This is a genomic window from Floridaenema flaviceps BLCC-F50 (genome assembly GCF_041929275.2).
GTDB classification, from domain to species: Bacteria; Cyanobacteriota; Cyanobacteriia; order Cyanobacteriales; family Aerosakkonemataceae; genus Floridanema; species Floridanema flaviceps.
Map to the genome: position 1 here is coordinate 874,128 of NZ_JBHFNR020000001.1, position 26,798 is coordinate 900,925.

Here is a 26,798-nt window from a genome sequence, read left to right on the forward strand (position 1 = left end):
AGGAAAAAAACAATTGTCTAAACAAGACTTAATTGAGATGGAAGGAACCGTAACTGAATCATTACCTAATGCCATGTTCAGGGTAGACCTGGATAATGGGTTTAATGTTTTAGCCCATATTTCCGGGAAGATTCGCCGTAATTACATCAAAATCTTACCAGGCGATCGCGTCAAAGTAGAGCTAACTCCCTACGACTTAACCAAAGGTCGGATTACTTATCGCTTACGTAAAAAGTAAGAATAAATTGATCAAAGCCTCTCAAGTCAGTAATCAGTTAACTCTAACTTAGACGTTACTAGACTGACAAATAAAATAGGAAATGATATAATATTTAGTTTGTAGTCAGAAGCCAAAAAAGGCATGAAAGTTAGAGCATCAGTTCGCAAAATCTGTGAAAAATGCCGCGTAATCCGTAGACGCGGTAGAGTTATGGTCATCTGCTCCAACCCGAAGCACAAACAACGCCAAGGTTAATTAAAGCAGGATCTATTTAAGAGCATTTTAGTTCTAGAAAACTTTTGTAGCAACCATCAAAGATTAGGGGGAAGCAAGCGTGGCTAGAATTGCCGGGGTAGACCTTCCGCGTGACAAGCGGGTAGAAATTGGTCTGACCTACATTTATGGAATCGGGTTAACTAGGTCTAAAGAAATTCTCGCCGAGACTGAGATTAATCCCGACACTCGTGTAAAAGATCTTACTGATGCTGAAGTCGCAGCACTGCGAGCCTCAGTAGAAAGTAACTATCAAGTAGAAGGAGATCTCAGGCGCTGGGAAGCAATGAACATCAAGCGCCTGATTGACATTGCTAGTTATCGCGGTCGTCGTCATCGTAGCGGATTACCAGTGCGGGGACAAAGAACTCGTACCAACGCTCGGACTCGTCGCGGTAGACGTTTAACTGTAGCAGGTAAGAAGAAAGCACCAGCTAAGAAGTAAGACTTTGGGTAGTAACCCTATACAGAATCCCAGAATATTACAACCAACAAGTAAAGTTAAAACCCAGCGATAGAGCGATATGGCGCGACAACAAACAGCAAGAAAACCAGGGACGAAAAAGCAAAAACGCAACGTACCCAATGGTGTAGCTTACATTCAGTCAACTTTTAACAATACGATCGTCACCATTAGCGATCAAGGTGGAGACGTGATCTCTTGGGCCTCCGCAGGTTCGAGTGGATTTAAGGGAGCGAAAAAAGGTACTCCTTTTGCTGCTCAAACTGCGGCGGAAGGTGCGGCTAGACGGGCGATCGATCAAGGAATGCGGCAAATCGAAGTCATGGTGAGCGGACCCGGTGCAGGTCGGGAAACCGCAATCAGAGCACTTCAAGGCGCAGGATTAGAAATTACCCTGATTCGAGATATTACTCCCATTCCTCACAACGGCTGTCGCCCACCCAAACGTCGCCGCGTGTAGACAAGGGACTGTTTTTAAAGAGGGTGTGCAGAGGAATATTAGGTCTTCTCACCATTAACAAGGGTGAGTATTTTGCTGGGTAAGCATCTGGACAATTCAGCTAAAAGTAAATCGGGTAGGCAGCTTTTAGCCGCCTGCCAATGGAGCTAGGAAGAACGGGGGAGACGAAGTGGCGCAGTTTCACATTGAATGTGTCGAGTCTAACATTGAGAAAAATCGGGGTCAATACAGCAAATTTGTCCTAGAGCCACTGGAAAGAGGTCAAGGAACCACTGTTGGCAACGCATTAAGGCGAGTACTACTGTCCAATTTACCAGGAACAGCCGTTACAGCCGTCCGCATCGCCGGAGTTAATCACGAGTTTGCCACAATTCCAGGAGTGCGGGAAGACGTGCTGGAGATTCTTTTAAACATGAAAGAAATAGTCTTCAAAAGTCATGCTTCTGGCCCGCAAATTGGTCGCCTAGTGGCAACAGGTCCCGGAACAGTGATTGCCTCCCAATTTGACTTACCTTCCGAGGTGGAGGTAGTAGACCCCAGTCAATATGTCGCAACACTGTCACCAGGAGCCAAATTAGAAATCGAATTTCGGATGGAAACCGGAAAGGGTTATCGTTCCGTAGACCGGGGACATGACGAATCCGCTGCTTTGGATTTCCTCCAAATCGACGCAGTATTTATGCCAGTTCGTAAGGTAAACTACAGCGTTGAAGAAGTGCGGGCTGACGGTTCCCAAGAAAAAGACCGTCTGCTGATGGAAATTTGGACGAATGGTAGCATTAGTCCCCAAGAAGCATTGTCGCAAGCGGCAAATCTGTTAGTGGATTTATTCCAGCCGCTAACTGATATTAGTACTCATGCGATCGGTCCCGAACCATCAGACGAACAAGACCCGACCAGCCAAATTCCGATCGAAGAATTGCACCTCTCAGTTCGGGCATACAACTGTTTAAAACGGGCACAAATTAACTCAGTAGCAGACCTACTGGATTACACCCAGGAAGATTTACTGGAAATCAAAAACTTTGGTCAGAAATCAGCCGAAGAAGTGATCGAAGCTTTACAAAAACGCTTAGGGATCACTTTGCCAAAAGAGAAATCTGCCAAACCTAACGCCTAATAAATAGTTTTAAGTTATGAGTGATGAGTTTTAAGTTATTCAGTTAATTCAAAACTCAAAATTCAAAACTCAAAACTCAAAACTTTTTTCAAGATAGACAAGGAAAACTTATGCGTCACGGTCGTCGTATCCCACAATTAAGTAAGCCAGCAGACCAGCGAAAAGCGCTGTTAAGAGCGCTGACAACCCAATTGTTACGTCATGGTCGGATTGAAACTACGGTTACTAGAGCCAAGGCTGTGCGATCGGAAGCCGATCATATCATCACCTTAGCCAAAGATGGTTCCTTATCTGCTCGTCGTCAAGCAATGGGCTACCTCTACGATAAACAACTAGTTCACGCCTTATTTGAACAAGTCGGAGAACGGTACAGCAATCGTCAAGGTGGCTATACTCGCATCCTGCGGACAGTAAACCGTCGCGGCGATAACGCAGAAATGGCAATTATTGAGCTAGTGTGAGCCGATTTGGATTTGTGAGATTTTAGATTGACTATGACTAATCCAGAGCTAGATTCCCGACTTCTTCAAGAAGTCGGGAATCTAAAAAATCTCAAATCATCACGGCGAGTTGCCTTGGTAATTCAATACCTTGGCACTCATTTTCACGGTTGGCAAAGACAAAAAGGACAACGCACGGTACAAGAAGAGATCGAAAAAGTACTCGCTTGCATCGAAAAACGACCAGTCACCCTTTACGGTGCTGGAAGAACGGATGCTGGTGTTCATGCAGCTGCTCAAGTAGCTCACTTTGAAACTACAGGTTCGATCCCTCCTGAAAAATGGGCTACAGTTCTCAATACTCAACTGCCTAAAGATATATTAGTACTGGCATCAGCCCAAGTAGATTCTAGATGGCACGCTCGCTTTTCAGCCCTTTGGCGACGTTATCGGTACACCATATATACAGATAGCCAACCAAACTTGTTTGTCAGACCCTTTGCTTGGCATTATTATTATGCGCCACTAGACTCAACCAAGATGCAAGCCGCCCTAGATCCAATGATTGGAAAGCATGATTTGACAGCTTTCCATCGTTCTAACTCCGGTCGCGCTCACTCTTGGGTGGAAGTTCAAGCGGCAAAATGCGTTCGCGCCAGCGTGTGCGATAGCACGGATCGCAAAGGCGCATTCATCCATATAGAAATTCAGGCAAATGGCTTTTTGTATGGCATGGTGCGACTACTGGTGGGACTGTTAGTGCAGGTGGGTAAAGGAGAGCGATCGCCAGCCGAGTTTACCCAACTTTGGGTCAACCAACGTCGCGAAGAAGTGAAATATGCAGCACCCCCTAACGGACTGTGTTTGCTGCGCGTTGGTTATCCCGAATTTCCCTTTCCCCCAGAAGTTTGGTTTGATAATCAACCTAAATTTACTTTCTGGCAACAAACATCCCTATTTTAGATTTTCGATTTTCGATTTTCGATTTGTGATTAATTGAAACAACTCTTTTCATTTCAAAATAGATTCAGCAATCTAAAAATCCCAAATCTAAAAATCTAAAATCTAAAATCTAAAATCTAAAATTTCCCAGGTCAATCATAAGAAAGATGAACAAAACCTACTTACCCCCACAAAATACTGAGCGCCAGTGGTATCTGATCGATGCTGCTGACCAACGTCTGGGAAGACTAGCAAGTGAAATTGCTGTCATTCTCAGAGGCAAAAATCTCCCACAATATACCCCACACCTGGATACAGGTGGCTTTGTAATTGTGGTTAACGCTGAAAAAGTCCAAGTTACAGGCAAAAAACGCAGCCAAAAAACTTACCACCGTCACTCTGGTAGACCTGGTGGAATGAAGACTGAATCTTTCGCTCAATTACAACAACGGGTTCCCGAAAGAATTATCGAACAAGCTGTTAAGGGAATGTTGCCCAAAAACTCTTTAGGCAGAAGCTTATTTACTAAGCTAAAAGTTTATAAAGGCCCCGATCACCCGCATCAAGCACAAAAACCCCAAGAAGTTAAAGTTAGTACCATTCCCGGAGGAGAAGAATAATGCAAGCAGTAGAACAAAGCGATCGCATCGTCAACAACGATCGCGTCATGTACTGGGGAACAGGTCGGCGGAAATCTGCGATCGCCAGAGTTCGTCTAGTACCCGGTAGCGGTCAAATGACCATCAACGGCAAATCTGGAGACTTATATCTTCAATTCAACCCCGCTTTCCTGATCGTCGCCAAAGCACCCCTAGAAACCTTGGGACTAGAAAACGATTACGATGTCATCGTGAAAGCTGAAGGTGGTGGAGTAGCAGGACAAGCTGATGCTATCCGTTTAGGCGTAGCTAGAGCACTCTGTCAACTAGACCCAGAAAACCGGAAACCCTTAAAAACTGAAGGGTATCTCACCCGCGATCCCAGAGCCAAAGAACGGAAGAAATACGGCTTACACAAAGCTCGCAAAGCACCTCAGTACTCCAAGCGATGAACTACCCCGCCGTATGGACGGACGGGGTTTCTAAAATCCCATCCGTCTCACGGCAAGATTTTTGACGCTTCAACTGCCCTAGTTGCTGCATTGAACCAGTATGCTTGCGCTTACTGTTCGATGTAGTAGAGCTAGAACATCGGCAGTCTACGAAGTTGGTTCCCAACTCCGGTTGCTGATTGGTCGCAACATGATAAAAAACCATCACAGAACCTCGATCGCGAGGAATCTCAAAACCGCAATCACTACAAATGTGATAGCGATTTGATAAATCAGCCCATTCTTGATGGACTGCCCCACAATTCGGACATCTCTGTGATGGTTTTATTTGTTTTGTTGGTAGCATCAACATCAAGCCGCCTTTCTGCTCAATTTTGTAAGTCAACATTTGATTGAGAACACCAAAACCAACAGACAGGATTGATTTATTTAATCCAGCTTTCTGTTTTTTCCTTTTGCTACTTTTTTTGGCTTGGCGAGTCATATTTTTGGTATTAAGCTGCTCTGTCACACCGATGTCATAACGACTAGCAATATCTGATGTAACCTTATGCTGCCAATCTCTCCGTTGATTCGCTACTTTTCGTTGGAGTTTAGAGATTTGTTTTCTCGCTTTTTTCCAACGTCTAGAACCCTGAATCTTTGTGGTTCGGTTCGGCGCACGCTTCCTTCGCAAAGCCTTAGATTTCTGCTTAATTTTAGCTTCTGCTTTCTTGGTGAATCTGGGATTTTCTAGTTCGGTAAATTCCTTGCCGTCATACAAAGTTAGTGCCGTTTGAGTCCCTAAATCAAAAGCGACTATTGATTCATAACTCAGGTCTGACTCTGAACCAAACTTGCATTCTGCGATGGTCACATCAACAGTAATTGAAGCAAACCATTGATTCCGGCTTGGTCGATAAACAATGCTTAAAGTTGTGAGTGTTCCCCAACATGAAGCTTTTCCTCTTAGTTTTAGGTCAATTCCTAAATCGTTGAGTATTAAGCGACCATGTTTACCATTGTTATTAATTTTCCATCCCGATTTTGCTGGATAACACCATCCTGAATAATCCCGGATCGACTTGAATTTTGGTAGTTCGCGTATCCCTTGAAAAAATCCGCCGTAAGCTAAGTCAACTCGTTTTACTGTGGCTTGCAATGTCTGAGAATGGAGAGCAGCAAACTCCGGCCATTCCTTCTTAAACTCTGGTAAACAATTCTGCTGTTCAAAGTAGGAAACATTGCGCTTATTCGCCTTCCACTCATAGCGACGATTTGCTATACAAGCGTTGTACAAATAACAATGCAATCGACGCGCACCAAACAACACTCTTTCCTGAGTCTTGGTTGGATAAATTCTAAAAGTAATGCGTCTGATTGCCATTGTTTTTTGTTACCAAATCCTCTAAAATATTACTACACAATTTGGAATTATGCGGACGCTACGCGATTTATTTGTTGGTCGCTATCCATCCCCACCCTATAGACGGATGGGGAATTTCGCGACATTTCCGTTAAAATGGTTATTGGTCAATTGGTCATTGGTCATTCGTAAATAGGTTAACAAATGACTTATGACAAATGACACATAACAAAAACCCTGCGAACACAAGATCTTGAGGAAAAAGCAAAATGGCAAAACCTGATATTCACCCCACATGGTATCCAGAAGCAAAAGTTTACTGTAACGGTCAAGTAGTGATGACCGTTGGTTCTACCAAACCAGAACTTCACGTTGATGTTTGGTCAGGCAACCATCCTTACTACACTGGTACACAAAAGATTATCGACACTGAAGGACGAGTCGAGCGCTTCCTCCGTAAATATGGAATGTTGGAAGGCGAAGAAGGACAAGCACAACCTCAGAGAGGCGGTGGCAAAAAGAGAAAGTAGCAGGCTAGTCGTATGTCGGTAGTCCGTTGTTTGTAGCCTTCTCTACTAACAACCTACCTTTCAACTGTTAATTCGCTAACAAATGACAACAACTGGCAACTGACTATGGCTGAATCTTACCTGCTCGATAAACTTAACTCTGTTGAACAAACTTTCAACGAACTAAACCGACGACTGGCAGATCCCGATGTAGCGAGCGATCCTACAGAATATCAAAAAGTGGCTAAAGCTCGTTCTTCTTTGGAAGAAGTGGTGAACACTTATGAAAAGTGGAAAACTGCTCAAGAAGAGTTAGTCGGTGCTAAACAAGTTCTTAAAGAAGCCAACGGCGACGCAGAATTACAAGAAATCGCCGCTTTGGAAGTAAAAGAACTAGAAGAGAAAATAGAACAACTGGAAACAAGACTAACGATCCTGCTTCTCCCCCGCGATCCTAACGATGACAAAAATATCATGTTAGAAATTCGGGCGGGAACAGGAGGTGATGAAGCTAGTATTTGGGCTGGTGACTTAGTGCGGATGTATTCGCGCTACGCGGAAGGTCAAGGCTGGCAAGTAAAAATGCTCAGTGAATCCCTGGCGGAAATGGGCGGTTTTAAAGAAGTCGTTTTGGAAATTCAGGGCGACCAAGTTTACAGTAAGCTGAAATTTGAAGCGGGAGTTCACCGAGTCCAAAGAGTACCTGTAACTGAAGCTGGTGGGAGAGTTCACACTTCTACAGCTACTGTTGCGATAATGCCTGAAGTGGATGATGTGGAAGTACATATCGATCCGAAGGATATTGTACTGACTACAGCGAGGTCTGGTGGTGCTGGTGGACAAAACGTGAACAAGGTGGAAACAGCCGCTGACTTGTTCCACAAGCCTACGGGAATTCGGATTTTTTGTACTCAAGAACGCAGCCAGCTGCAAAACAAAGAACGGGCGATGCAAATCTTGCGGGCTCGGCTTTATGAAATGGAACTGCGGAAACAGCAAGAGGAAGTCTCTTCGATGCGCTTGAAGCAGGTTGGTACTGGTTCGCGATCGGAAAAAATTCGCACCTACAATTACAAAGATAACCGGGTGACTGACCATCGCCTGAACCACAACTTTTCTCTAAACAGCTTTCTGGAAGGGGATATCGAAGACGCTATCCAAGCTTGTATTTCTCAAGATCAACAGCAACGTTTAGCAGAATTAACGGCTGCTAGTTCATAAGGGAATAAAAAATAACCAGGACTTACGCAACTAAATATGGTGGGATGGTGCGTTACACTGGCGTTAACGCACCCTACAAATAGGGGTTTTGTGTCAGTCCTAATAACATTAATGCGGAAGGGTTATGATTTTAACTCTTCCGCATTGCCATTTTTAAGTTTAAATAAACAGAATTTGTGACAGAAGCGATCGATCGGAACAACTTTTAAGTAGCAGCACAAATAACTTGACGCATCTTTCGCATATTAGCTGGTAAATCTAAGAGCATTGCTTGTTGAATAAAAAGTGAAGGTACAGGAATAGTAGGGGTTGCTTGGACGCTATAGGTAAGCAAAGTCCCATTACTCCAATCTTGTAATTTTAAATCGGCAGTAAAGTCATTAAAACTGCCTTTTTCCATACGGAATTGAATTTGCTGCTGTAATACTTCTATCACTTTTAGGTAGATTTCTACTTCAGCAGAAAACATTAAGAAAGCTTTGCGACCAATCTGATAAAGACGCTTGCCTTTACCAGTGAGACTATCTCCTCTGTGGATGACTTCGCTGCGGATTAAGTCTGGGAAGTAATGTACCCAACGGGGATAATCAGTTAACTGTTGCCAAGCGTGCGATCGCTGACAAGGCAAGTACATCGAAGCTGTACAAGCACCACCCCAAGCTGAGTGATTTCTAGTTTCCAGCAAAACTTCCCCAGACAGCAACGCTTTCTGTTGTTGTTGATTCCACACCACGTCTTTTACACTCACAGAAGGTTCGGATATACAAAGTGTAGTCATTATCGCTTAAACAACTTATTACTAATAGGGAATACAGTCCAAGGCTCGAAGTTCCCTAAAAAATTTAAAACTTAGGTGTTCTTCCCTGCCTATTTACTAAAATACCCATATCAGTTGAAGAAACTGCAAAGTTACAATAAAGATTTTCCAAATTTTTGGCTTTTAGGGAAATGAGATGGGCAAATTACGGAATTAATCTCCAAATTCGGTCGTTTAAACTCAAAATCGCTCTCAGGGAAAACTTGGAGCTCGCAAAGATTTTTCTCCTGCCTGCTATGTATTTACCGTAACTCTGAACCACAAGGCAATTTCGCTAGTAGTAAGCAACCCGAAGAATAACCATTGTCAGTAGACCGAAAAGCGATCTTTAAAGGCAGGGGGTAGGGGTTAGGGGTTAGGGGTTAGGGTATCTTTAGGTGATAGGGGTCAGGTGGTAGGGGATGGGGAATCTTTAGGGGTTAGGGGTCAGGTGTTAGGTGATAGGGAAACTTTAGGGGATAGGGGTCAGGGGGTAGGTGATAGGGAAGAAGAAGAAAATTTCCCCAACCCCCAACCCCTAACACCTAACCCCTCTCTTTCACCCAACCCCCAACACTCAACACCTAATTCTTTTTCCCTAACACCCAACCCCTAACCCCTATTCCCCATACCCTACTTTCATCAATAACTTTGCGATCTACTGATTGTGAAATCCCTGTGGCATAATAAAGACGAATTTCGGAAAAAAGATTGTGGCTAGAACACCGAATCCGGGGAATTGGAGATTTATCTCGATTTTTGGCTTAATTCTCGGTATTACCTTGGTTGTTTGGGTACTCCGAGGCATAGGTATCCTCAGTTTTCTTCCAGGTGGCATAATTTGGGTATTAATACTGTTTTGTATAATTGCAGGCATCCTCAGCTATCTGCAAGAAACGGTCTGGTAAAACCTTGTGAGGAGATAGCAAAATGGAAAAGTATATTTGTACCGTCTGCGGCTATATCTACGATCCCGAACAAGGCGATCCTGATAGCGATATTCCACCAGGTACAGCCTTTGAAGATATTCCCGAAGATTGGATTTGCCCTGTTTGTGGGGCAACAAAAGACGACTTTGAACCCTACGACGAGTAGTTGATTAACTTGAGTGTAAAACCAATAAAAATTGTAGTTATCGGTGGTGGGGCGGCAGGATTTTTTGGTGCGATCGCCTGCGCCCAAACTCATCCTGATACAGAAATTACCATTTTAGAAGCGAGTCATGAACCCTTAACCAAAGTGCGGATTTCCGGTGGGGGAAGATGTAACGTGACTCATGCTTGCTTTGAACCTGTGGAGTTAGTTCAGTATTATCCCAGAGGCGGCAAAGCTTTGCGGGGTGCTTTTTGCCGATTTCAACCAAAGGATATGGTAGCTTGGTTAGCGGCGCAAGGTGTGGAACTCAAAACAGAGTCAGATGGGAGAATGTTTCCCGTAACTGATGATTCAGCAACGATCGCCAACTGCCTACTCAAAACAGCGAAAAATTTAGGAATAGAACTGCGAACAAAAGTCAGAGTCTCCTCAGTTGGGAAAATTGCAGGAGAATTAAACAAATTTGAAGTGCGGTTGAAAGATGGCGAGGTGATAATTTGCGATCGTCTTCTCCTAGCTTCCGGTAGCAACCCTTCAGGATACCAATTTGCCAAAGCATTAGGTCATCAAATTGCGCCACCAGTCCCATCTTTATTTACTTTTAACGTTCCCGATCGACAATTAACAGAATTAGCCGGAGTCAGCGCTGAAAAAGTTAAATTACGCTTACAAATAGCAGGCAAAACCCACTTTGAACAAACAGGTGCAATATTAATTACTCATTGGGGTTTAAGTGGCCCAGCAATTTTAAAACTTTCTGCTTGGGGTGCCCGAATTTTACACGAAAATCACTACCAAGCAACTTTACTAATTAATTGGGTTCCTGATTCCAACCCCGAATTTTTACGCAAACAATTGTTAGCTGTCCGATCGCAATTACCACAACGGCAAATTTCCACAACTTGTCCACTTCTGGTCCCCAGACGTTTGTGGGAATATCTAATTGCCCGTGTCAATATTGCCTCTGAAGATCGATGGGCAGGACTTTCCAATAAAATGCTAAATCAATTAATCCAGGAAATTACTCAAGGCGAATACCAGATTAGCGGCAAAGGGGTTTTTAAGGAAGAATTCGTTACCTGCGGTGGCGTGGACTTAAAAGAAGTAAATTTTAAAACGATGGAAAGTAAGTGTTCTCCGGGGCTTTACTTTGCGGGAGAAATTTTAGATATTGATGGAGTAACTGGCGGATTTAATTTTCAGAGTGCATGGACAACCGCTTGGTTAGCTGGTCAAGCAATGGGAAGTTAGAAATTTTGCCTTTCGCTTTTCATTTTTCTCTGTGTTCTCTACGCCGTCAGCGGTTCAATCAAATATTTAAAGACCATGAAATTCAGCGAAATTGTCCAAAAACTAGACGTACCTTTTCATAGCTTGACATCACACGACGACATCGATCCAGAAATTACTGGTTTAGCCCCGATCGATAACGCACCTCCAGGCACTTTGAGTTATATAGAAGGGGGAAAGTTTGCCGCGATGGTGAACAAAACGACCGCTAGCGCCTTGATTTTGCCGCCAGATGAACAGTTGCACTCAGAAGCAATAGAAAGAGGAATTGCTTGGTTAGCTGATGCTGAACCCAGATTATTATTTGCCAAAGCGATCGCCTTATTTTATAAACCTTTTCGTCCCGATGTTGGGATTCATACCTCAGCGGTAATTCATCCCTCAGTGGAGATTGGTAGAGATATTTATGTAGGCCCAAATGTAGTAATTCAGGCGGGCGTAAAACTCGGTAATGAAGTTTGTATTCATCCCAATGTAGTGATTTATCCCCGTGCAGAAATTGGCGATCGTACCACTCTCCACGCCAACTGTACCATTCATGAACGCACTATCATCGGCGCAAATTGTGTGATTCATAGTGGCGCAGTAATTGGTGCCGAAGGGTTCGGTTTTGTACCCACTAAATCTGGTTGGTTCAAAATGGAACAATCTGGTTGCACTGTATTAGAAGATGGCGTAGAAATTGGTTGTAATAGTACGATCGATCGTCCAGCTGTCGGAGAAACTCGCATTGCCCAAAACACCAAACTTGACAACTTAGTACATATTGGTCATGGTTGCCAAATAGGTGCCAATTGTGCCTTAGCAGCACAAGTAGGATTAGCTGGAGGAGTGAAAGTTGGCAACAATGTCTTATTAGCTGGACAAGTAGGAATTGCTAATCAAGCTGTGATTGGGGATGGTGCGATCGCCACTGCCAAATCAGGCATTCATAATGATGTAGAACCTGGGACAATTGTCTCCGGTATTCCTGCTGTTTCTCACAAAATCTTTCTCAAAGCTTCTGCCATCTACAGCCGCTTACCAGAAATGTACCAATTCTTTAGACAAATGAAACGTCATACTAATGAAAAGTAGCCCCCATTATCGGAAAAATGTACTAACTTAGTAGGGTTTCCCGACCTAACAATTTCTCTGACTTGGGGCACTATATATTTGTAAGTTAAAGATGCCAGGAAGAACAACCACAAAACTTGAACCTAGCTCTTTAACTGAGGTTGAAAAAATATCTAACTCTATTTCCCAAGAAGTTGATAAAAGGAGCGTTATCTATGAGAATAGTACGTTGGCAACCATTCTCTGAAATGGAATCCCTCCGTCGTCAAATGGATCGGATGTTTGATGAACTTCTGGAAATTAATCAGCAACCAGGAAATACTAATTGGACACCAGCGATAGAACTCAAAGATGAGCAAAATCAGCTAATCTTAAGAGCAGAAATTCCTGGTGTAGAAGCCAAAGATTTGAACATTGAAGTAACCAGAGAAGCCGTATCCATTTCTGGTGAACATCACTCGGAAAAACGGACAGAAGACAAAGGTGTATATCATTCTGAACTCCGTTATGGTAAGTTTCAACGCCTAGTACAACTACCAGTTCATGTAGAAAACGAACAAGTCAAAGCTGAGTTTAAGAATGGTATTTTGACTTTAACTCTGCCCAAAGCGGAAGAACTACGCCGCAAAGTCTTCAAAGTCAACCTCACCGACGAACAACCGCAAATTTCCGGTTCATAATTTGAGCGATCGAAATATTAAAAGTGAATTCATAACTTAACTTTTAAACCCTGAGTAATTGACGAAATAGCTGCAATTATTCAGGGTTTATTTTATAGTTATTAACTCGTTCGTTGTGAGGACTTCAGTCCTTCTATTTGGAAGTAGACGACTAAAGTCGCTACAACAAACCTGTAGACGACTAAAGTCGCTACAACAAACCTGTAGACGACTAAAGTCGCTACAACAAACCTGTAGACGACTAAAGTCGCTACAACAAACCTGTAGACGACTAAAGTCGCTACAACAAACCTGTAGACGACTAAAGTCGCTACAACAAACCTGTAGACGACTAAAGTCGCTACAACAAACCTGTAGACGACTAAAGTCGCTACAACAAACCTGTAGACGACTAAAGTCGCTACAACAAACCTGTAGACGACTAAAGTCGCTACAACAAACCTGTAGACGACTAAAGTCGCTACAACAAACCTGTAGACGACTAAAGTCGCTACAACAAACCTGTAGACGACTAAAGTCGCTACAACAAACCTGTAGACGACTAAAGTCGCTACAACAAACCTGTAGACGACTAAAGTCGCTACAACAAACCTGTAGACGACTAAAGTCGCTACAACAAACCTAAGTTTTTACCAGCCTAACTTTTCCAGTATGGGACGAGTAGAAACAATATGTCTATCTAAACCCAGTTGTTTCGGTTCCACACCCACAGCTAAAGCAATCAACTGGGGCAAATGTAGCACTGGCAAACCTAAGTTTTGTTCAATTACCTTTTCTACTTCTGGTTGACGGGAATCCAAATTTAAGTGACACAAAGGACAAGGAGTTACCAAACAATCTGCACCAGCTGCTATTGCATCTTGAATTTGTTTTCCGGCCATTTGAAAAGATTGGGTAGTAGCATAACTAGAAAGAGGCCAACCACAACATTGAGTTCTACCCCGATAATAAACAGGAGTCGCCCCTAAAGCCCGGAATACATTTTCCATTGATTCCGGCTGGTGAGGATCGTCAAAAGGTATAGACTTTTGCGCCCTGAGTAAGTAGCATCCATAAAAAGCGGCGCATTTCAGACCACTCAGTTTGAGAACAACTCGCTTTTGCAGTTCCTCTAATCCAAAATCTCCGACTAATGCCCACAGCAGATGTTTAACCGTAGTATTACCGTGATAAGGTGAACAACCTTCTTTTTGCAGAAGTCCGTTAATTTCTTCTAGGTAAGCTGGGTTAGTTTGCTGCGCTTCTTTTAATCGTTCATCCACATGACCGATTACACCTTGACAAGTGCTGCAATGGGTGAGTAAAGGTAAGTTTAACTCCTCTGCTAAAGCAATGTTCCGGGCATTAACAGTATCTTCCAACAAGCGAGATTCTTCTTTAAAAGTGCCCGAACCACAGCAAGAGGCTTTTTTTAGCTCAATTAATTCGATCCCTAAAGCTTTCGTAAGAGCCGCTGTTGATTGGTATAATTCCCGGCAAGCACCTTGGGCAACACAACCGGGAAAGTAAGCATATCTAAGAGTCATTTGTCAAGTAATATTGGTGAAGTAACCAAGAACCGGATAGTAGTTCCTATCCTAATGATGGCGCTTTTAGGGGTTTTGGGCGGTTACAGGAGTTTGCTAGATAGGAAAATTTTCATTGCCACGATCGCAATCCTTGTCCCAAGAGTCCCAAGAGTCCCAGCGTCAGCCTCAGCCAAGATCGGGACTGACCACAGCAAAATATTTTGGGTGTCAATCAGAAAATTGGCTATTGACATGATAGAGGGATCACCATATCAGATAAGATTAAAAAATGCTTAGAACAATCTTGATTGGAAAGGCAGTTCTAGCAACCGCGATAAGGAAGAGCTATGAGCGAACAGGAAATTTTCGATAAAGTAAAAGGCATTGTGGTAGAGCAATTAGGCGTTGAAGCCGACGCAGTAAAACCAGAAGCTAACTTTGCTGACGATCTAGGAGCAGATTCCCTAGATACAGTGGAATTAGTTATGGCCCTAGAAGAAGAGTTTGATATTGAAATTCCCGACGATGCCGCAGAAAAGATTCTAACCGTGCAACAAGCGGTAGAATACATCAACGACAAAGTTGCGGCATCAGCATAAGAAACCTTGTGGAGAGGCTTTTTGAAGGAGAAAAGCGATCGCTAAGTGATGTGTAGCACGATCGCGCCTGTCTAATTTCCTAAACTCTCACAGATTATCCATTGTTTATTTTGTTCTGCGTTCTGGGCAGGGAAACCCAAGTTAATAGATGAATCATGACAGATTTTGAGCAAAAGCGCGTTGTTGTTACTGGCCTGGGAGCGATTACACCGATCGGCAATACCTTAAGTGAGTATTGGGAAGGGTTATTGAGCGGACGCAACGGCATAGGGCCAATCACTTTATTCGATGCGTCTAAGCATGATTGCCGTATCGCTGGCGAGGTAAAAGGATTTGACCCCCACGACTATCTGGATCGCAAAGATGCCAAACGCATGGATAGATTTGCCCAGTTTGCGGTTGCAGCCAGCAAACAGGCTTTAAAAGACGCGCAGTTTGTCATTAACGAACTGAACGCAGAACAGGTGGGGGTAATCATCGGTACAGGGATTGGTGGTCTGAAAGTATTGGAAGATCAGCAAACAATCCTCTTAAATCGTGGCCCCGATCGCTGTAGCCCGTTTATGATTCCGATGATGATTGCTAACATGGCTGCGGGGTTAACGGCAATTCATACAGGGGCAAAAGGGCCAAACTCTTGCTCTGTAACTGCTTGTGCCTCTGGTTCAAATTCGATCGGAGATGCGTTTCGCCTAGTTCAAAGAGGTTATGCCCAAGCGATGATTTGCGGTGGGACAGAAGCAGCTGTTACGCCTTTGTCATTTGCGGGTTTTGCCTCAGCGAGGGCATTATCCACCAGAAATGACGATCCGGCTCATGCTTCTCGTCCGTTCGATCGAGATCGTGATGGCTTTGTCATGGGCGAAGGTACAGGCATCCTGATTTTAGAAGAACTGGAACACGCCCTCAGCCGAGGAGCCAAAATTTACGCCGAAATCGTTGGCTATGGCATGACTTGTGATGCCTACCACATGACTTCCCCAGTCCCTGGGGGAGAAGGAGCCGCTAGAGCAATGCAGCTATGCTTAAAAGATGCTGGTTTAACTCCAAACCAAATTAGCTACATTAATGCTCACGGCACCAGTACACCCGCTAATGACTCCAACGAAACGAAAGCAATTAAAACAGCTTTGGGCGAAAGCGCTTATCAAGTAGCGATTAGTTCCACAAAATCGATGACGGGTCATTTGCTGGGCGGTTCCGGTGGCATTGAAGCTGTAGCAGCGGCAATGGCAGTGGCTAACGATCAAGTTCCACCCACGATCAATTTAGAAAACCCCGATCCCGAATGCGATTTAGATTATGTCCCAAATCAAAGTCGCGCTCAAAAAGTGGATGTTGCCCTCTCCAACTCTTTTGGGTTTGGGGGTCATAACGTCACATTAGCCTTCAAAAAGTACGTTGCTTCGTAGGGGCGGGTTTTACTGTTAATTCTTTTGCTATGACCACAGTTTTTCTACTAAACCCGCCCGTACAAGGTAATTGGTAAGGTAGAGGGAGACAAATTATTTACCGCTCACCAATTACCAAATTATTAGGCAAAAATACTTGCCCATCGATCCCGCAAATGGGATGATGGGTGATAGTGTTTTGGGCGATCCAGAGCGCCAAAATTTAGTACACCGACCAAGTTTCCGATCGTCGTTAAGAAGAAAAGATTATGGCAGTTGCAACTCAATCCCTAGAGGAACTTTGTATTAACGCTATCCGCTTTCTCGCAGTAGATGCGGTACAAAAAGCAAATTCTGGACATCCAGGACTGCCAATGGGCGCAGCGCCAATGGCATTTGTGCTCTGGGATCGCTTTATGCGGTATAACCCAAAAAATCCGAAGTGGTTTAACCGCGATCGCTTCGTCCTCTCCGCAGGTCACGGCTCCATGTTACAGTACGCCCTGCTTTACCTCATGGGTTACGATAGCGTTTCCATTGAGGATATCAAGCAATTCCGGCAGTGGGGTTCCAAAACTCCCGGACACCCTGAAAACTTCGTTACCCCAGGCGTAGAAGTTACTACCGGGCCACTCGGACAAGGAATTGCCAATGGCGTTGGATTAGCAATGGCTGAAGCCCACCTCGCCGCCAAATTCAACAAACCCGATGCCAAAATTGTTGACCACTATACTTATGTAATTCTCGGTGATGGTTGCAACATGGAAGGCGTTTCCGGCGAAGCTTGTTCTTTTGCGGGACACCTGGGATTAGGTAAACTAATCGCTCTGTATGATGACAACCACATCTCGATCGATGGTTCTACAGATGTAGCATTCACCGAAGATGTTTCCAAACGGTTTGAAGCTTACGGTTGGCACGTCCTCCACGTCGAAAACGGTAACACCGACTTAGAAGGAATTGCTAAAGCCATTGAAGAAGCTAAAGCTGTCACCGACAAACCAACCATGATTAAGGTGACAACCACCATTGGTTATGGTTCCCCCAACAAGCAAAACACCGCAGGCGTTCACGGCGCAGCTTTAGGTAACGACGAAGTAAAATTGACCCGTGATAATTTGGGCTGGCAATACGAACCCTTCGACATCCCAGAAGATGTACTCAAGCATACCCGCAAAGCAGTAGAACGCGGCGCAGGTTATGAAGAAGAGTGGAACAAGGCTTTTGGCGAATACAAAGCTAAGTATGCCCAAGAAGCAGCTGAATTTGAACGTTTCTTGAGCGGTGCATTGCCTGATGGTTGGGATAAAGTGTTGCCGACTTACACCCCCGAAGATAAAGGTCTACCTACCCGGAAGCATTCAGAAACCTGCCTGAACAAATTAGCACCAGTTTTGCCTGAGTTAATTGGCGGTTCTGCTGACTTGACTCACTCCAACCTGACTGAACTTAAAGGTATTGGTGAGTTTCAGAAAGGGCATTACGAAAACCGTAACATCCACTTTGGGGTGCGGGAACATGGCATGGGCGCAATTTGTAATGGTATGGCGTTGCATCATTCAGGATTAATTCCCTACGGTGCTACCTTCTTGATCTTCACAGATTATATGCGGGCGGCAATCCGCTTATCTGCGCTGTCTGATGCTGGCGTGATTTGGGTAATGACTCACGATTCAGTGGGACAAGGTGAAGATGGCCCAACTCACCAACCGATCGAAACTTTAGCTTCTCTGCGGGCAATTCCTAACTTAACAGTGATTCGTCCCGCTGATGGTAACGAAACTTCTGGCGCTTATAAAGTAGCGATCGAAAAAGCCAAGAAAAACGAACCTACTCTATTAGCATTCACCCGTCAAAACGTTCCCAACTTAGCAGGTACTTCGATCGAAGGCGTTACCAAGGGTGGTTACATCGTAGTTGATTGCGAAGGTACACCTGAAATCATCTTAATTGGTACTGGTTCAGAACTTAGCCTCTGTGTCACTGCTGCGGAAAAACTCACCGCAGAAGGTAAGAAAGTTCGGGTTGTTTCCCTAGCTTCTTGGGAGTTATTTGAAGCGCAAGATGCTGCTTACAAAGAATCTGTGCTACCAAAAGCTGTTACTAAGCGTTTGTCTGTAGAAGCTGGCGCTAGTTTCGGTTGGCATAAGTATGTGGGAACTGAAGGCGATACAGTTAGTATCGATCGCTTTGGTGCTTCTGCTCCCGGTGGCGTTTGTATGGAGAAGTTTGGCTTTAGCGTTGACAATGTATTAGCTAAAGCTCAAGCATTGTTGGGTTAATACTCAAGCAAACTAAACAGTTTCTTCAAGGGTAAGTTAAATACTTACCCTTTTTTCATTGAGTCAAATTTCGCTAGCTAGATTAGCCTTTGTTAGGACAGAATTCCAAAGATATTTGAATATTTAGTAAATTTATTTATAGATATTTATCAAGCAAGCAGGTACTATCACTGACTCTAAATCAAAAGAGAAAATTACTTTCATGAGCGCCACAAGTTGAATTACTAATAACTGAAATGATTTGAATTAAGAGGCAATATAAAATTTTAAGAGCATTCTGGCAATAAAGATAATCTGCATAAGTTATCTGTCATTTATTCCACATGATTAGAGATATTTGCCCTAAACAAGCTCAAAATGAGTCAGATTTATGAGCGGTAAATAGTTAGATAATTAACTTATCAAATTTAGCAGTATGGTTAATTTTATAAGTTAGTTATCTCCAGGTTTTTCTAATTTACTACCGCAAATCTTGCAGAAATTAGCATCTGGATCGTGCAAGAACAAACCGCAATTATGACAAGGAATTTCTACTTCATTAGCTGACTTAACTACACGCTTAATCAAATCTCCTACCTGCCAGGGAATCAGCGCAATTCCGGTAAAAATCATCATAATCGTCAAAAATCGACCAGCTTCTGAGATTGGGGTAACATCACCAAAGCCAACAGTTGTCATCGTTACTACGGAAAAATAAGCCGCATCTAAAAAAGTTCGGAAAACTTCAGGATTTACAGGATGTTCAACTTGATATATTAAGCCAGAGTAAACAAAGACGATCGCAAATAAAGTAAAAATAATCCGAGTCAGAATTAAACTATCTTCTGTGGTAAGATGACCTGGTAAATTCTTGGGATCTAAGAATCTTAACAATCGCAGAATTCTCAACCAACGAAATAGGCGGATAAAGCTAATGTCTATCCATCCGATAAACACAGGTAAAATAGCAATTAAGTCAATTACAGAGTAAAGACTAAATAAAAATTCATACTTGTTCTCTGCACACCAGAAACGCAATAAGTATTCCCAGGCAAATATCAGTAAAATTACGGAATCAATATAGTTGAGTATGGTACGTATATCCTGAGAAATACTAAAAGTTTCAATGACGAAAATTACTGATGATAATAAAACTAAACCTGTAATAATTAAATTAATGGATCTACCAATTGGCGTTTCAATGTCTTCAAGATAAAAAGAAATTTTTTTTCTGAGCAGCATAGGTCAAATGTAGATTCTGACTGTGACAGGGTGCATCTAAAAGTACAAAACAGAATCCGTCAAGCCAAGGGAGTTTAGAAAAGTTTTTTTGGCGCGATCGATAAATACTTGACGATTGATGGGTATCTTAAGCTAGGCTGTGAGCAATGGGAAACTTGTTTAATACTATCCAAATAACAGGAGATCATTACTCACCAAAACCCACCAGGGATGTATTACTACTGTTGTGCGTGCTAATTTTGAGTAAACGACATTTGGTGTAAATAAGTGGTGGAAACAAACAAAGCAGAACACCTGTCAGGAGCAGAAGCACTGGGATTAACTCCTGCAACTGCGGCACGCTACAAAAATCTATCTAAGCAAATTACAAACTATCTTCCCACTCCTCTAGCAAATTCCATAAAGTTTTAATATGCGTATCCTAATCTATTCCTACAACTATTATCCTGAGCCGATCGGTATTGCCCCGTTGATGACTGAACTGGCGGAAGGCTTAGTTAAACGCGGTCACGAAGTTCGGGTGATCACTGGAATGCCAAACTATCCGCAGCGACGCATTTATCCAGGTTATCGTGGTAAATTTTATAAATGTGAAGAAAGAAACGGCGTTAAGATTGAGCGCAGTTATGTTTGGATTCGTCCGAAACCAAGTTTGTTAGATAGATTACTATTAGACGGCAGTTTTGTATTAACCAGCTTTATCCCGGCTTTAGTTGGGCCAAGACCAGATGTAATTTTGACCACAGTACCACCGCTACCTGTTTCCTTATCGGCTACTTTAGCGGGATGGCTGCATAACTGCCCTGTGGTTTTAAACGTTCAAGATATTCAACATGAAGCTGCTGTTCATGTAGGATTACTAAAAAATAAATTTGTGATTCGTGCTTTTGAAGCCTTAGAAAAATTTGCTAACCGCGCCGCAACTAGAATTAGCGTAATTGCCGATGGTTTTGTGGAAAACTTGGTTGGCAAAGGTGTTCCGAGAGAGAAAATTGACTTGATTCCCAATTGGGTTGATGTCAATTTTATTCGCCCGTTACCAAAAGAAGATAATGCTTTCCGTAAGGCTCACCAACTTGAAGGAAAATTTGTGGTGCTTTATTCGGGGAATATCGCTCTGACTCAGGATTTACCAACGGTGATTAAAGCAGCAGCTTGTCTGAGAGATAACCCAGATATTGTATTTGTGATTGTAGGTGAAGAAAAAGCTTTGGCGCGGGTGAGTGATTATTGCCAAATGTATGGAGCATATAACGTTAAGCTTATAGCATTTCAACCTAGAGAAAAGTTGCCAGAAATGTTAGGGGCGGCTGATGTGAGTTTAGTTACCCAAAAACACAATGTAATTGCCTTTAATTTACCTTCTAAAATTCCTGTAATATTGGCTAGTGGTCGCCCGATCGTGGCTTCGGTACCTGCTACTGGAACTGCGGCTAAGGCAGTGCAACAAAGTGGTGGTGGTATAGTAGTGCCTCCAGAAGATCCGGCAGCTTTAGCTTCTGCGATCGAAAAACTATACAACAATCCAGATAAAGCAGAAAAATTGGGTAAACAAGGTAGACAACACGCGATCGATTTTTACTCGTCTGAACAAGCGTTGAATCGCTATGAGGAACTTTTTACCTCTTTAATGCCACAACCAGTTTCCAAAGTCAAACCTTTGCCTAACTAAAGCCCTGTTTCCAGGTCGGAATTAGGATAAATATAACTACCAAACCATCTCTGCTAGACATATTTTGAGTGCGATTGTCCCAGGAGATGGATTTGTTGTACTTGATAAAGAAATATGAAGAGCGATCGCGAATCATACTTTGGGCAGACCAAGTATGCACTTACTGGGTTGTACCCTGTCTTTAGGGGATATTAACTCAAAAGCGAACTATATTAACCTGTGACTGGTAGATGGGAATCGCCAGAAACCAAAGAAACCTACAATATCGAACGACTGCCCCTGTTGATACCATGACTGTCAGAGGCAAGTTATCATTAGAGGCAAAATCGCAAAATTGATTTTTCTCATGAACGCTAAACTATAGAAAACCCCTTTTGGTTACGAAATCCAAAGTCTGTACATTTTGTCCAGATAGGAATCGTTTAAGAAAAAATTGCATAGCGTTAAGGAGTTGAATGTCCGAGAATTTCCCTACTGTAAATTCCACCTTGACCACCGCAGTGGCAAATACCGATCGTAATAAGGCAGCAGCAGGTCAAGAAGCAGATCGACAAATGCTTGCCACTATTGTAGAAGCTGCATTAGACCGTAAAGGATCTGACTTAGTTGTATTGCGGGTGTCAGATGTATCCTATTTAGCTGATTATTTTGTCTTAGTCACAGGCTTTTCTAGAGTCCAAGTGCGGGCAATCAGCCAAGCAATTCAAGGCAAAGTAGAAGAAGATTGGCAACGTAAGCCTCTGAGAATTGAGGGACAAGCCGAAGCCAATTGGATACTACTGGATTATGGTGATGCGATCGTCCATATCTTGATGCCGAAAGAACGAGAATTTTATAATCTGGAAGCATTTTGGGGTCACGCAGAACGAGTTAATCTGCCTCAAGAACAAGATAATTGATGATTTACACTACTCAATTTAATTGTCAAATGTCTTAACGTGCTGGCTTTTGGGCAAGCTTTAACAAATAAGAGTGGATGGCAATGATGATGGAGTCTTCTGTTTCTGTGTGCCCGGTACCATTTGAACAGCAACCCATCAATGAGTACCAGGAACTAAAAGATTCCTGGTTTTTTAGCTGGGCTACTCTTGATTGGGGAAGTTATTCGCGGAAGATGGCTTGGATTTGGGGTTGGAGTTGGCTTCTGGCAGGGCCAGTAGCAGCGGCAAGTTTTCCGCCCCAAAAACTTGTGGGTCAGTTTATGCTTTGTGGTGGGGCTATCGCCAGTTTGTTTATGATTTTGGCACTGCTGCGGCTGTATTTGGGCTGGTGTTACGTGCGCGATCGCTTGACCAATCCTACTGTCTTTTACGAAGAATCGGGATGGTACGATGGGCAATGCTGGAATAAACCACCAGAAGTTATCACTCGCGATCGCTTAATTGTCACCTACCAAGTCCAACCCATCCTCCAGCGACTTAACAAATCTTTTGCATTGCTAGCCTTGATTTTCTGTTTAGGCAGCCTAATTTGGGTTTTTCTTTAACTTTCTGGCTGCTAATTAGTTGTAAATTAATATTGGGAATAAATCCAAAATCTAAAATCTAAAATCTAAAATTCCCGAATCGTCCCCCTCCAGTGATAAAGTCTTACCCATGACAAGGGGAAAAAGAACTCAAACCGCAGAACTAGAAGTTAGACTGCTGCGGGAAGGCATCATTGAATCAGCACATCGCGTCCAAGCCGCTGTTTGTGACGACAAAGGGCGCGTACTTTCTGTAGCAGGTAATTCTGAAACTGCTACCTTTGCTCGTTCAGCACTCAAGCCTTTCCAAGCACTGGCAGTCACTACTACAGGCACTTTAGAACGTTACGGTCTGACAGACAGAGACTTGGCAATTATCTGTAGTTCCCACCAAGGGAATATTGAGCAGGTACGACAAGTTTTTAATGTACTTTGGCGTTGTGATATCGATCCATCCGCGCTCCAGTGTCCCATTCCAGAAGGCAAGCAAAGTCCACTGGAATATAATTGCTCTGGGAAACACGCAGGAATGCTGGCTGTTTGTCAGCAACGCAGCTGGTCGCTCACTAGTTACTTACAGCGCAATCATCCGGTACAACAGCTAATTTTGAGCAAAATCGCTGAATTGCTGCGAATGCCGGGAGAAGAGTTTATTCAAACTCATGATGATTGTGGCGCTCCTACCTATTTGATGCAATTAGGGCAAATGGCATCTTTATATGCTCAATTGTCCTCTGGGAATAATTTGGATATGGAACGCATTGTCCGGGCTATGACTAGTCACCCGAATATGGTAGCTGGCCCTGGCGAATTTGACACGGAATTGATGAGGCTTACTCAAGGCGAAATAGTCAGTAAGGCAGGTGCAGAAGGAATTGAGTGCATTGGTCGTGTGGGTGAAGGCATGGGTTTAGCGATTAAAGTAACCGATGGTGCTAAACGTGCTAAACGTGCTGTGGCTATTCACCTGTTGCGGCAAATGGGCTGGATTACTCCTACAGTGGCAGAATCCTTGGCAGAAACTTACCTGAACTTGGGTACTTACAAGCGTCTGGAAGTAATTGGAGAATTATCGCTTTTATAGTTGCAATTTGATCTAGTTTATGTTTATACTAGTCAGAGTGAAAGAAAAGCGACGCGGGATAGAGCAGTCTGGTAGCTCGTCGGGCTCGCAAAGCAAAATTAACTAAACGCTTGAAAGTTAATTTTGTTATGGGCTGTAAGCAAGGAAACTTGTTTGCGATCGCCTCTCAAATTCGGGGAAGCCTTTAGCGTGGTAATCCCGAGCCAAGATCCAGAAATGGAGAAGGTGTAGAGACTCGATGGGAGGCACCCTAACAGTTAGGCTGAGGGTGAAGGGAGAGTCCAGACCCCAAACTGGAAATCCAGGCAGCGAAAGCTGTAGTGGTAAGCATAACCCGAAGGTCAGTGGTTCAAATCCACTTCCCGCCACCAAATTAAAAAGCAAAGCCCCTGAAACGGAAATGTTTTAGGGGTTTTGGTTTATGCTAATTAGCATTGGTTCTGAAAGAATAGATTGTGGATACAAAGCTGAAAGGAGATATAGCAGAGCAAGCAGCAGTTCTTCATGCACTTAAGCGTGGCTGGGGAGTCTTAAAACCTGTTGGAGATCGGCTTCCCTATGATCTTGTCTTTGATATAGAAGGAACCCTGATTAAAATCCAAGTTAAGTATGCTTGGTTTGATGAGTCATCAGGTAATTTTGTTGTAGATAACCGTCGTACCAAAACAAATCGAAGGCTCATGCTTCGAGAAGCTTACAAGCAGTCCGACTTTGACTTTGCCTTACTATATGTAGAGAAACTTGACCTGTTCTATGTTTTTCCAGTGGAAGTCTTTATTAGCTACGGTAGTGAAATCCATCTAGTAGAAGGCCAAAAGCGACAGCGAAAACCTCGTTCTGCACAGTATCGTAACGCTTGGGACTTAATTTTACAGAAAGTTTTTGGTAAAGAAATAGAGGAACAACAACCTCTTAAATTCGAGGAATTTCTTGGTGACGTAATGCCAATACAAGCACAATCAAATGAAAATTAAGGATGGCGAATCTCGAAAAAGTAAATATTTATGAGGTTTTGCTTTATCCTAGAATCTAGTTATAAAAATAAAATTATGAATGTTAATTTACGGCGACCGATTTTAGTTGGCGGAGTTGGGCTTTCCTTTTTGCTTTGGCTGTGGCAAGGTGTGGATGATACGGTGGGGCAGTTGGGAGAGTATGCTGTATGGAGTGCGATCGCTCTAGGTGGTGTATTCTTACTCAGACAAAAGAAAGCGAAACAGACTCAGGTAGATTTTGATTTGTCGCTGGTGGAAAGGGCGACGGTGGTTAATGCGATCGCGCAAGCCCAAAAAGTTATAGATAAATTAGAATTAGAGGCGGTTAATGGTGATTTAATAGCCAAACTGCGAGAAAAAGTTGCGGAAGTAACGGCTAAATTAGATCGACAAGAGTTAAGTTTAGCGATCGCTGGTGGAAAAGCTGTTGGTAAAACTACTTTAAGGGAACTTTTAGCAGAAAGTTGGCTGACACAAATTAGGAAAACTGTGAATTTGCAGGAAACACCTGCTTTATTTGTTGCTGATGAAGCTGGGAAATTAGCCGAAGCAGAAGCTTTAAAAGTTGCTACTAATGCTGATGTTTTGTTGTTTGTGATTAATGGTGATTTGACAGATTCGGAATGGCAAAGTTTGCAACAATTAAAAGCTGCTAATCAGCGGTTTATGCTGGTTTTTAATAAGGAAGATCAGTATTTGCCGGAAGATCGGGAAATTGTTTTACAACAAATTCGGCAAAGAATGCAGGGAATATTGGAAAAAGAAGATGTAATTGCGATCGCTGCTAATCCAAAAGCGATTAAAGTCCGGCAATATCAAACTGATGGATCGATGCAGGAATGGTTGGAAGAATCTGTTCCGGCAATTTCACCTTTAACAGAACGTTTGAATGTAGTTTTAACGCAACAAAGTCAACAGTTAGTTTGGGCGACAACTTGGCGAGAAGCTGTAGCTTTGAAAGGGGAAGCGAAGGAAGTTTTAAATGGGGTGAGGCGCGAGCGATCTCTCCCGATAATCGAACAATATCAATGGATTTCTGCTGCTGCTGCTTTTGCTAACCCTGTACCAGTATTAGATTTAGTAGCTACAGGCGCAATTAACGCCCAAATGGTGTTAGATTTAGCCAATATTTATCAGCAAAAATTCTCCTTAGAACAAGCGCAAACAGTTGCCGTAACTATGGGAAGCGCGATGTTGAAATTGGGTTTAGTGGAACTTTCTACCCAGACAATTAGTTCTTTTCTCAAAACTCATGCGATTACCTTTGTCGCTGGGGGAGTTGTACAAGGAATTAGTGCTGCCTATTTAACGAGAGTTGCTGGATTGAGCTTAATTGAGTATTTTCAAGAGCAAGAAATTAGTGCTGATACTGGAGAAACTGCTTTCAGTGTGGAAAGGTTGAAAGAAAAATTGCAAGGCGTTTTTCTGCAAAATCAAAGAGTGGTTTTTCTGCAATCTTTTGTGCAGCAAGTTGTGGGTAAATTAATGCCGAATTCGTCTCAGTTAGAACTTTCTGCGTTAGAAAAAATTGGTTGATTCTACTTAACGCAAGTTGCTAGTTATCATTAGTAGGGTCCGTCAAATTAAAAATTCCTGTGACTTGCCCAAATTTTACCGTCT

General features: G+C 43.1%; 30 protein-coding genes. 26 read left to right on the top strand and 4 right to left on the bottom strand.

What is annotated here, in order from left to right; all coding sequences use genetic code 11:
* The first annotated feature begins 13 nt into the window (after positions 1 to 13).
* The 9 genes from infA to rpsI all read left to right on the top strand — a co-directional run bounded on the left by infA (position 14) and on the right by rpsI (position 4,969).
* Complete coding sequence (gene infA, locus ACE1CI_RS04155; RefSeq protein WP_006276978.1) at positions 14 to 238, top strand: translation initiation factor IF-1; 225 nt, start codon at positions 14 to 16, stop codon at positions 236 to 238.
* A 123-nt stretch (positions 239 to 361) separates the two neighbouring features.
* Positions 362 to 475 carry a 50S ribosomal protein L36 gene (gene rpmJ, locus ACE1CI_RS04160; RefSeq protein WP_071782548.1) on the top strand — a complete coding sequence of 38 codons (114 nt, stop codon included), beginning with the start codon at positions 362 to 364 and terminating at the stop codon, positions 473 to 475.
* Between the two features lie 79 nt (positions 476 to 554).
* Positions 555 to 938 carry a 30S ribosomal protein S13 gene (gene rpsM, locus ACE1CI_RS04165; RefSeq protein ID WP_413268249.1) on the top strand — a complete coding sequence of 128 codons (384 nt, stop codon included), beginning with the start codon at positions 555 to 557 and terminating at the stop codon, positions 936 to 938.
* A gap of 79 nt (positions 939 to 1,017) precedes the next feature.
* Positions 1,018 to 1,416 carry a 30S ribosomal protein S11 gene (gene rpsK, locus ACE1CI_RS04170; RefSeq protein ID WP_413268248.1) on the top strand — a complete coding sequence of 133 codons (399 nt, stop codon included), beginning with the start codon at positions 1,018 to 1,020 and terminating at the stop codon, positions 1,414 to 1,416.
* A 169-nt stretch (positions 1,417 to 1,585) separates the two neighbouring features.
* Positions 1,586 to 2,536 (top strand): DNA-directed RNA polymerase subunit alpha, encoded by a 951-nt coding sequence (locus tag ACE1CI_RS04175; protein WP_413268247.1) that lies wholly within the window; start codon positions 1,586 to 1,588, stop codon positions 2,534 to 2,536.
* 110 nt (positions 2,537 to 2,646) lie between these two features.
* Entirely contained in the window at positions 2,647 to 2,997 is a 351-nt protein-coding gene (gene rplQ / locus ACE1CI_RS04180; RefSeq protein WP_413268246.1) for a 50S ribosomal protein L17, read from the top strand.
* Between the two features lie 33 nt (positions 2,998 to 3,030).
* Positions 3,031 to 3,939, top strand: a complete 909-nt coding sequence (gene truA / locus ACE1CI_RS04185; protein WP_413268245.1) for a tRNA pseudouridine(38-40) synthase TruA — start codon at positions 3,031 to 3,033, stop codon at positions 3,937 to 3,939.
* 146 nt (positions 3,940 to 4,085) lie between these two features.
* On the top strand, positions 4,086 to 4,538 hold the full coding sequence (rplM, locus tag ACE1CI_RS04190) for a 50S ribosomal protein L13 (protein ID WP_413268244.1): 453 nt from the start codon (positions 4,086 to 4,088) through the stop codon (positions 4,536 to 4,538).
* The gene (gene rpsI / locus ACE1CI_RS04195) at positions 4,538 to 4,969 is read left to right on the top strand and encodes a 30S ribosomal protein S9 (protein WP_413268243.1); all 432 of its coding nucleotides are present in this window, start codon (positions 4,538 to 4,540) and stop codon (positions 4,967 to 4,969) included. Before rplM ends, rpsI begins: the two co-directional genes overlap by 1 nt.
* 1 nt (position 4,970) lies before the next feature.
* Here rpsI and ACE1CI_RS04200 read toward each other — a convergent pair whose 3' ends face one another.
* A complete protein-coding gene (locus tag ACE1CI_RS04200) occupies positions 4,971 to 6,335 on the bottom strand; it encodes an RNA-guided endonuclease InsQ/TnpB family protein (protein ID WP_413268242.1) in 1,365 nt (454 codons plus the stop codon).
* Between the two features lie 248 nt (positions 6,336 to 6,583).
* Between ACE1CI_RS04200 and rpmE the strand changes: the two genes are divergently transcribed.
* Together rpmE and prfA are read left to right on the top strand one after the other, a co-directional pair.
* Positions 6,584 to 6,844 (top strand): 50S ribosomal protein L31, encoded by a 261-nt coding sequence (gene rpmE, locus ACE1CI_RS04205; protein ID WP_413268241.1) that lies wholly within the window; start codon positions 6,584 to 6,586, stop codon positions 6,842 to 6,844.
* A gap of 105 nt (positions 6,845 to 6,949) precedes the next feature.
* Positions 6,950 to 8,044, top strand: a complete 1,095-nt coding sequence (prfA, locus tag ACE1CI_RS04210; RefSeq protein ID WP_413268240.1) for a peptide chain release factor 1 — start codon at positions 6,950 to 6,952, stop codon at positions 8,042 to 8,044.
* A gap of 205 nt (positions 8,045 to 8,249) precedes the next feature.
* Here the strand turns inward: prfA and ACE1CI_RS04215 are convergent, their stop codons facing one another.
* The gene (locus ACE1CI_RS04215) at positions 8,250 to 8,822 is read right to left on the bottom strand and encodes an SRPBCC family protein (RefSeq protein ID WP_413268239.1); all 573 of its coding nucleotides are present in this window, start codon (positions 8,820 to 8,822) and stop codon (positions 8,250 to 8,252) included.
* A gap of 731 nt (positions 8,823 to 9,553) precedes the next feature.
* Here ACE1CI_RS04215 and ACE1CI_RS04220 point away from each other — a divergent pair.
* The 5 genes from ACE1CI_RS04220 to ACE1CI_RS04240 all read left to right on the top strand — a co-directional run bounded on the left by ACE1CI_RS04220 (position 9,554) and on the right by ACE1CI_RS04240 (position 12,961).
* Positions 9,554 to 9,748, top strand: coding sequence for a hypothetical protein (locus ACE1CI_RS04220; protein ID WP_413268238.1), 195 nt, complete (start codon positions 9,554 to 9,556; stop codon positions 9,746 to 9,748).
* 22 nt (positions 9,749 to 9,770) lie between these two features.
* Positions 9,771 to 9,935: a rubredoxin gene (gene rd, locus ACE1CI_RS04225; RefSeq protein ID WP_413268237.1), complete on the top strand. Its 165-nt coding sequence runs from the start codon at positions 9,771 to 9,773 to the stop codon at positions 9,933 to 9,935.
* Positions 9,936 to 11,186, top strand: coding sequence for a BaiN/RdsA family NAD(P)/FAD-dependent oxidoreductase (locus ACE1CI_RS04230; protein ID WP_459564170.1), 1,251 nt, complete (start codon positions 9,936 to 9,938; stop codon positions 11,184 to 11,186).
* Positions 11,187 to 11,261: 75 nt separating this feature from the next.
* Positions 11,262 to 12,302 (top strand): UDP-3-O-(3-hydroxymyristoyl)glucosamine N-acyltransferase, encoded by a 1,041-nt coding sequence (lpxD, locus tag ACE1CI_RS04235; protein ID WP_413268235.1) that lies wholly within the window; start codon positions 11,262 to 11,264, stop codon positions 12,300 to 12,302.
* Positions 12,303 to 12,496: 194 nt separating this feature from the next.
* A complete protein-coding gene (locus tag ACE1CI_RS04240; RefSeq protein ID WP_413268234.1) occupies positions 12,497 to 12,961 on the top strand; it encodes an Hsp20/alpha crystallin family protein in 465 nt (154 codons plus the stop codon).
* Positions 12,962 to 13,590: 629 nt separating this feature from the next.
* Here ACE1CI_RS04240 and ACE1CI_RS04245 read toward each other — a convergent pair.
* Positions 13,591 to 14,487, bottom strand: a complete 897-nt coding sequence (locus ACE1CI_RS04245) for a CoB--CoM heterodisulfide reductase iron-sulfur subunit B family protein (protein WP_413266337.1) — start codon at positions 14,485 to 14,487, stop codon at positions 13,591 to 13,593.
* Between the two features lie 329 nt (positions 14,488 to 14,816).
* Here ACE1CI_RS04245 and ACE1CI_RS04250 point away from each other — a divergent pair, with 329 nt between their 5' ends.
* The 3 genes from ACE1CI_RS04250 (at position 14,817) to tkt (ending at position 18,741) form a co-directional block, all read left to right on the top strand.
* Positions 14,817 to 15,068, top strand: coding sequence for an acyl carrier protein (locus ACE1CI_RS04250; protein ID WP_413266336.1), 252 nt, complete (start codon positions 14,817 to 14,819; stop codon positions 15,066 to 15,068).
* Between the two features lie 155 nt (positions 15,069 to 15,223).
* Entirely contained in the window at positions 15,224 to 16,480 is a 1,257-nt protein-coding gene (gene fabF / locus ACE1CI_RS04255; RefSeq protein ID WP_413266335.1) for a beta-ketoacyl-ACP synthase II, read from the top strand.
* 248 nt (positions 16,481 to 16,728) lie between these two features.
* Positions 16,729 to 18,741, top strand: coding sequence for a transketolase (gene tkt / locus ACE1CI_RS04260; protein ID WP_413266334.1), 2,013 nt, complete (start codon positions 16,729 to 16,731; stop codon positions 18,739 to 18,741).
* A 432-nt stretch (positions 18,742 to 19,173) separates the two neighbouring features.
* On the opposite strand, the gene ACE1CI_RS04265 is transcribed toward tkt, so the two are convergent.
* Positions 19,174 to 19,962, bottom strand: coding sequence for an ion transporter (locus ACE1CI_RS04265; protein WP_413266333.1), 789 nt, complete (start codon positions 19,960 to 19,962; stop codon positions 19,174 to 19,176).
* Between the two features lie 270 nt (positions 19,963 to 20,232).
* Between ACE1CI_RS04265 and ACE1CI_RS04270 the strand changes: the two genes are divergently transcribed.
* The 7 genes from ACE1CI_RS04270 (at position 20,233) to ACE1CI_RS04300 (ending at position 26,714) form a co-directional block, all read left to right on the top strand.
* Positions 20,233 to 20,373, top strand: coding sequence for a hypothetical protein (locus ACE1CI_RS04270; protein WP_413266332.1), 141 nt, complete (start codon positions 20,233 to 20,235; stop codon positions 20,371 to 20,373).
* A gap of 1 nt (position 20,374) precedes the next feature.
* On the top strand, positions 20,375 to 21,634 hold the full coding sequence (locus ACE1CI_RS04275; protein ID WP_413266331.1) for a glycosyltransferase family 4 protein: 1,260 nt from the start codon (positions 20,375 to 20,377) through the stop codon (positions 21,632 to 21,634).
* A 455-nt stretch (positions 21,635 to 22,089) separates the two neighbouring features.
* Complete coding sequence (gene rsfS, locus ACE1CI_RS04280; protein WP_413266330.1) at positions 22,090 to 22,533, top strand: ribosome silencing factor; 444 nt, start codon at positions 22,090 to 22,092, stop codon at positions 22,531 to 22,533.
* Between the two features lie 86 nt (positions 22,534 to 22,619).
* Complete coding sequence (locus ACE1CI_RS04285) at positions 22,620 to 23,120, top strand: CGLD27 family protein (protein ID WP_413266340.1); 501 nt, start codon at positions 22,620 to 22,622, stop codon at positions 23,118 to 23,120.
* Positions 23,121 to 23,229: 109 nt separating this feature from the next.
* On the top strand, positions 23,230 to 24,183 hold the full coding sequence (locus tag ACE1CI_RS04290; protein ID WP_413266329.1) for an asparaginase: 954 nt from the start codon (positions 23,230 to 23,232) through the stop codon (positions 24,181 to 24,183).
* A 455-nt stretch (positions 24,184 to 24,638) separates the two neighbouring features.
* The gene (locus tag ACE1CI_RS04295; protein WP_413266328.1) at positions 24,639 to 25,157 is read left to right on the top strand and encodes a group I intron-associated PD-(D/E)XK endonuclease; all 519 of its coding nucleotides are present in this window, start codon (positions 24,639 to 24,641) and stop codon (positions 25,155 to 25,157) included.
* A gap of 75 nt (positions 25,158 to 25,232) precedes the next feature.
* Positions 25,233 to 26,714 carry a YcjF family protein gene (locus ACE1CI_RS04300; protein WP_413266327.1) on the top strand — a complete coding sequence of 494 codons (1,482 nt, stop codon included), beginning with the start codon at positions 25,233 to 25,235 and terminating at the stop codon, positions 26,712 to 26,714.
* The last annotated feature ends 84 nt before the right edge of the window (positions 26,715 to 26,798 follow it).

Excerpts from the sequence above, each read along its gene's own strand:
- rpmJ (WP_071782548.1), top strand. The coding sequence starts at position 362 with ATGAAAGTTAGAGCATCAGTTCGCAAAATCTGTGAAAAATGCCGCGTA.
- rpsK (WP_413268248.1), top strand. The coding sequence starts at position 1,018 with ATGGCGCGACAACAAACAGCAAGAAAACCAGGGACGAAAAAGCAAAAA.
- rplQ (WP_413268246.1), top strand. The coding sequence starts at position 2,647 with ATGCGTCACGGTCGTCGTATCCCACAATTAAGTAAGCCAGCAGACCAG.
- truA (WP_413268245.1), top strand. The coding sequence starts at position 3,031 with ATGACTAATCCAGAGCTAGATTCCCGACTTCTTCAAGAAGTCGGGAAT.
- rplM (WP_413268244.1), top strand. The coding sequence starts at position 4,086 with ATGAACAAAACCTACTTACCCCCACAAAATACTGAGCGCCAGTGGTAT.
- rpsI (WP_413268243.1), top strand. The coding sequence starts at position 4,538 with ATGCAAGCAGTAGAACAAAGCGATCGCATCGTCAACAACGATCGCGTC.
- ACE1CI_RS04200 (WP_413268242.1), bottom strand. The coding sequence starts at position 6,335 with ATGGCAATCAGACGCATTACTTTTAGAATTTATCCAACCAAGACTCAG.
- rpmE (WP_413268241.1), top strand. The coding sequence starts at position 6,584 with ATGGCAAAACCTGATATTCACCCCACATGGTATCCAGAAGCAAAAGTT.
- prfA (WP_413268240.1), top strand. The coding sequence starts at position 6,950 with ATGGCTGAATCTTACCTGCTCGATAAACTTAACTCTGTTGAACAAACT.
- ACE1CI_RS04215 (WP_413268239.1), bottom strand. The coding sequence starts at position 8,822 with ATGACTACACTTTGTATATCCGAACCTTCTGTGAGTGTAAAAGACGTG.
- rd (WP_413268237.1), top strand. The coding sequence starts at position 9,771 with ATGGAAAAGTATATTTGTACCGTCTGCGGCTATATCTACGATCCCGAA.
- lpxD (WP_413268235.1), top strand. The coding sequence starts at position 11,262 with ATGAAATTCAGCGAAATTGTCCAAAAACTAGACGTACCTTTTCATAGC.
- ACE1CI_RS04240 (WP_413268234.1), top strand. The coding sequence starts at position 12,497 with ATGAGAATAGTACGTTGGCAACCATTCTCTGAAATGGAATCCCTCCGT.
- ACE1CI_RS04245 (WP_413266337.1), bottom strand. The coding sequence starts at position 14,487 with ATGACTCTTAGATATGCTTACTTTCCCGGTTGTGTTGCCCAAGGTGCT.
- ACE1CI_RS04250 (WP_413266336.1), top strand. The coding sequence starts at position 14,817 with ATGAGCGAACAGGAAATTTTCGATAAAGTAAAAGGCATTGTGGTAGAG.
- fabF (WP_413266335.1), top strand. The coding sequence starts at position 15,224 with ATGACAGATTTTGAGCAAAAGCGCGTTGTTGTTACTGGCCTGGGAGCG.
- tkt (WP_413266334.1), top strand. The coding sequence starts at position 16,729 with ATGGCAGTTGCAACTCAATCCCTAGAGGAACTTTGTATTAACGCTATC.
- ACE1CI_RS04265 (WP_413266333.1), bottom strand. The coding sequence starts at position 19,962 with ATGCTGCTCAGAAAAAAAATTTCTTTTTATCTTGAAGACATTGAAACG.
- ACE1CI_RS04275 (WP_413266331.1), top strand. The coding sequence starts at position 20,375 with ATGCGTATCCTAATCTATTCCTACAACTATTATCCTGAGCCGATCGGT.
- rsfS (WP_413266330.1), top strand. The coding sequence starts at position 22,090 with ATGTCCGAGAATTTCCCTACTGTAAATTCCACCTTGACCACCGCAGTG.
- ACE1CI_RS04285 (WP_413266340.1), top strand. The coding sequence starts at position 22,620 with ATGATGGAGTCTTCTGTTTCTGTGTGCCCGGTACCATTTGAACAGCAA.
- ACE1CI_RS04290 (WP_413266329.1), top strand. The coding sequence starts at position 23,230 with ATGACAAGGGGAAAAAGAACTCAAACCGCAGAACTAGAAGTTAGACTG.
- ACE1CI_RS04300 (WP_413266327.1), top strand. The coding sequence starts at position 25,233 with ATGAATGTTAATTTACGGCGACCGATTTTAGTTGGCGGAGTTGGGCTT.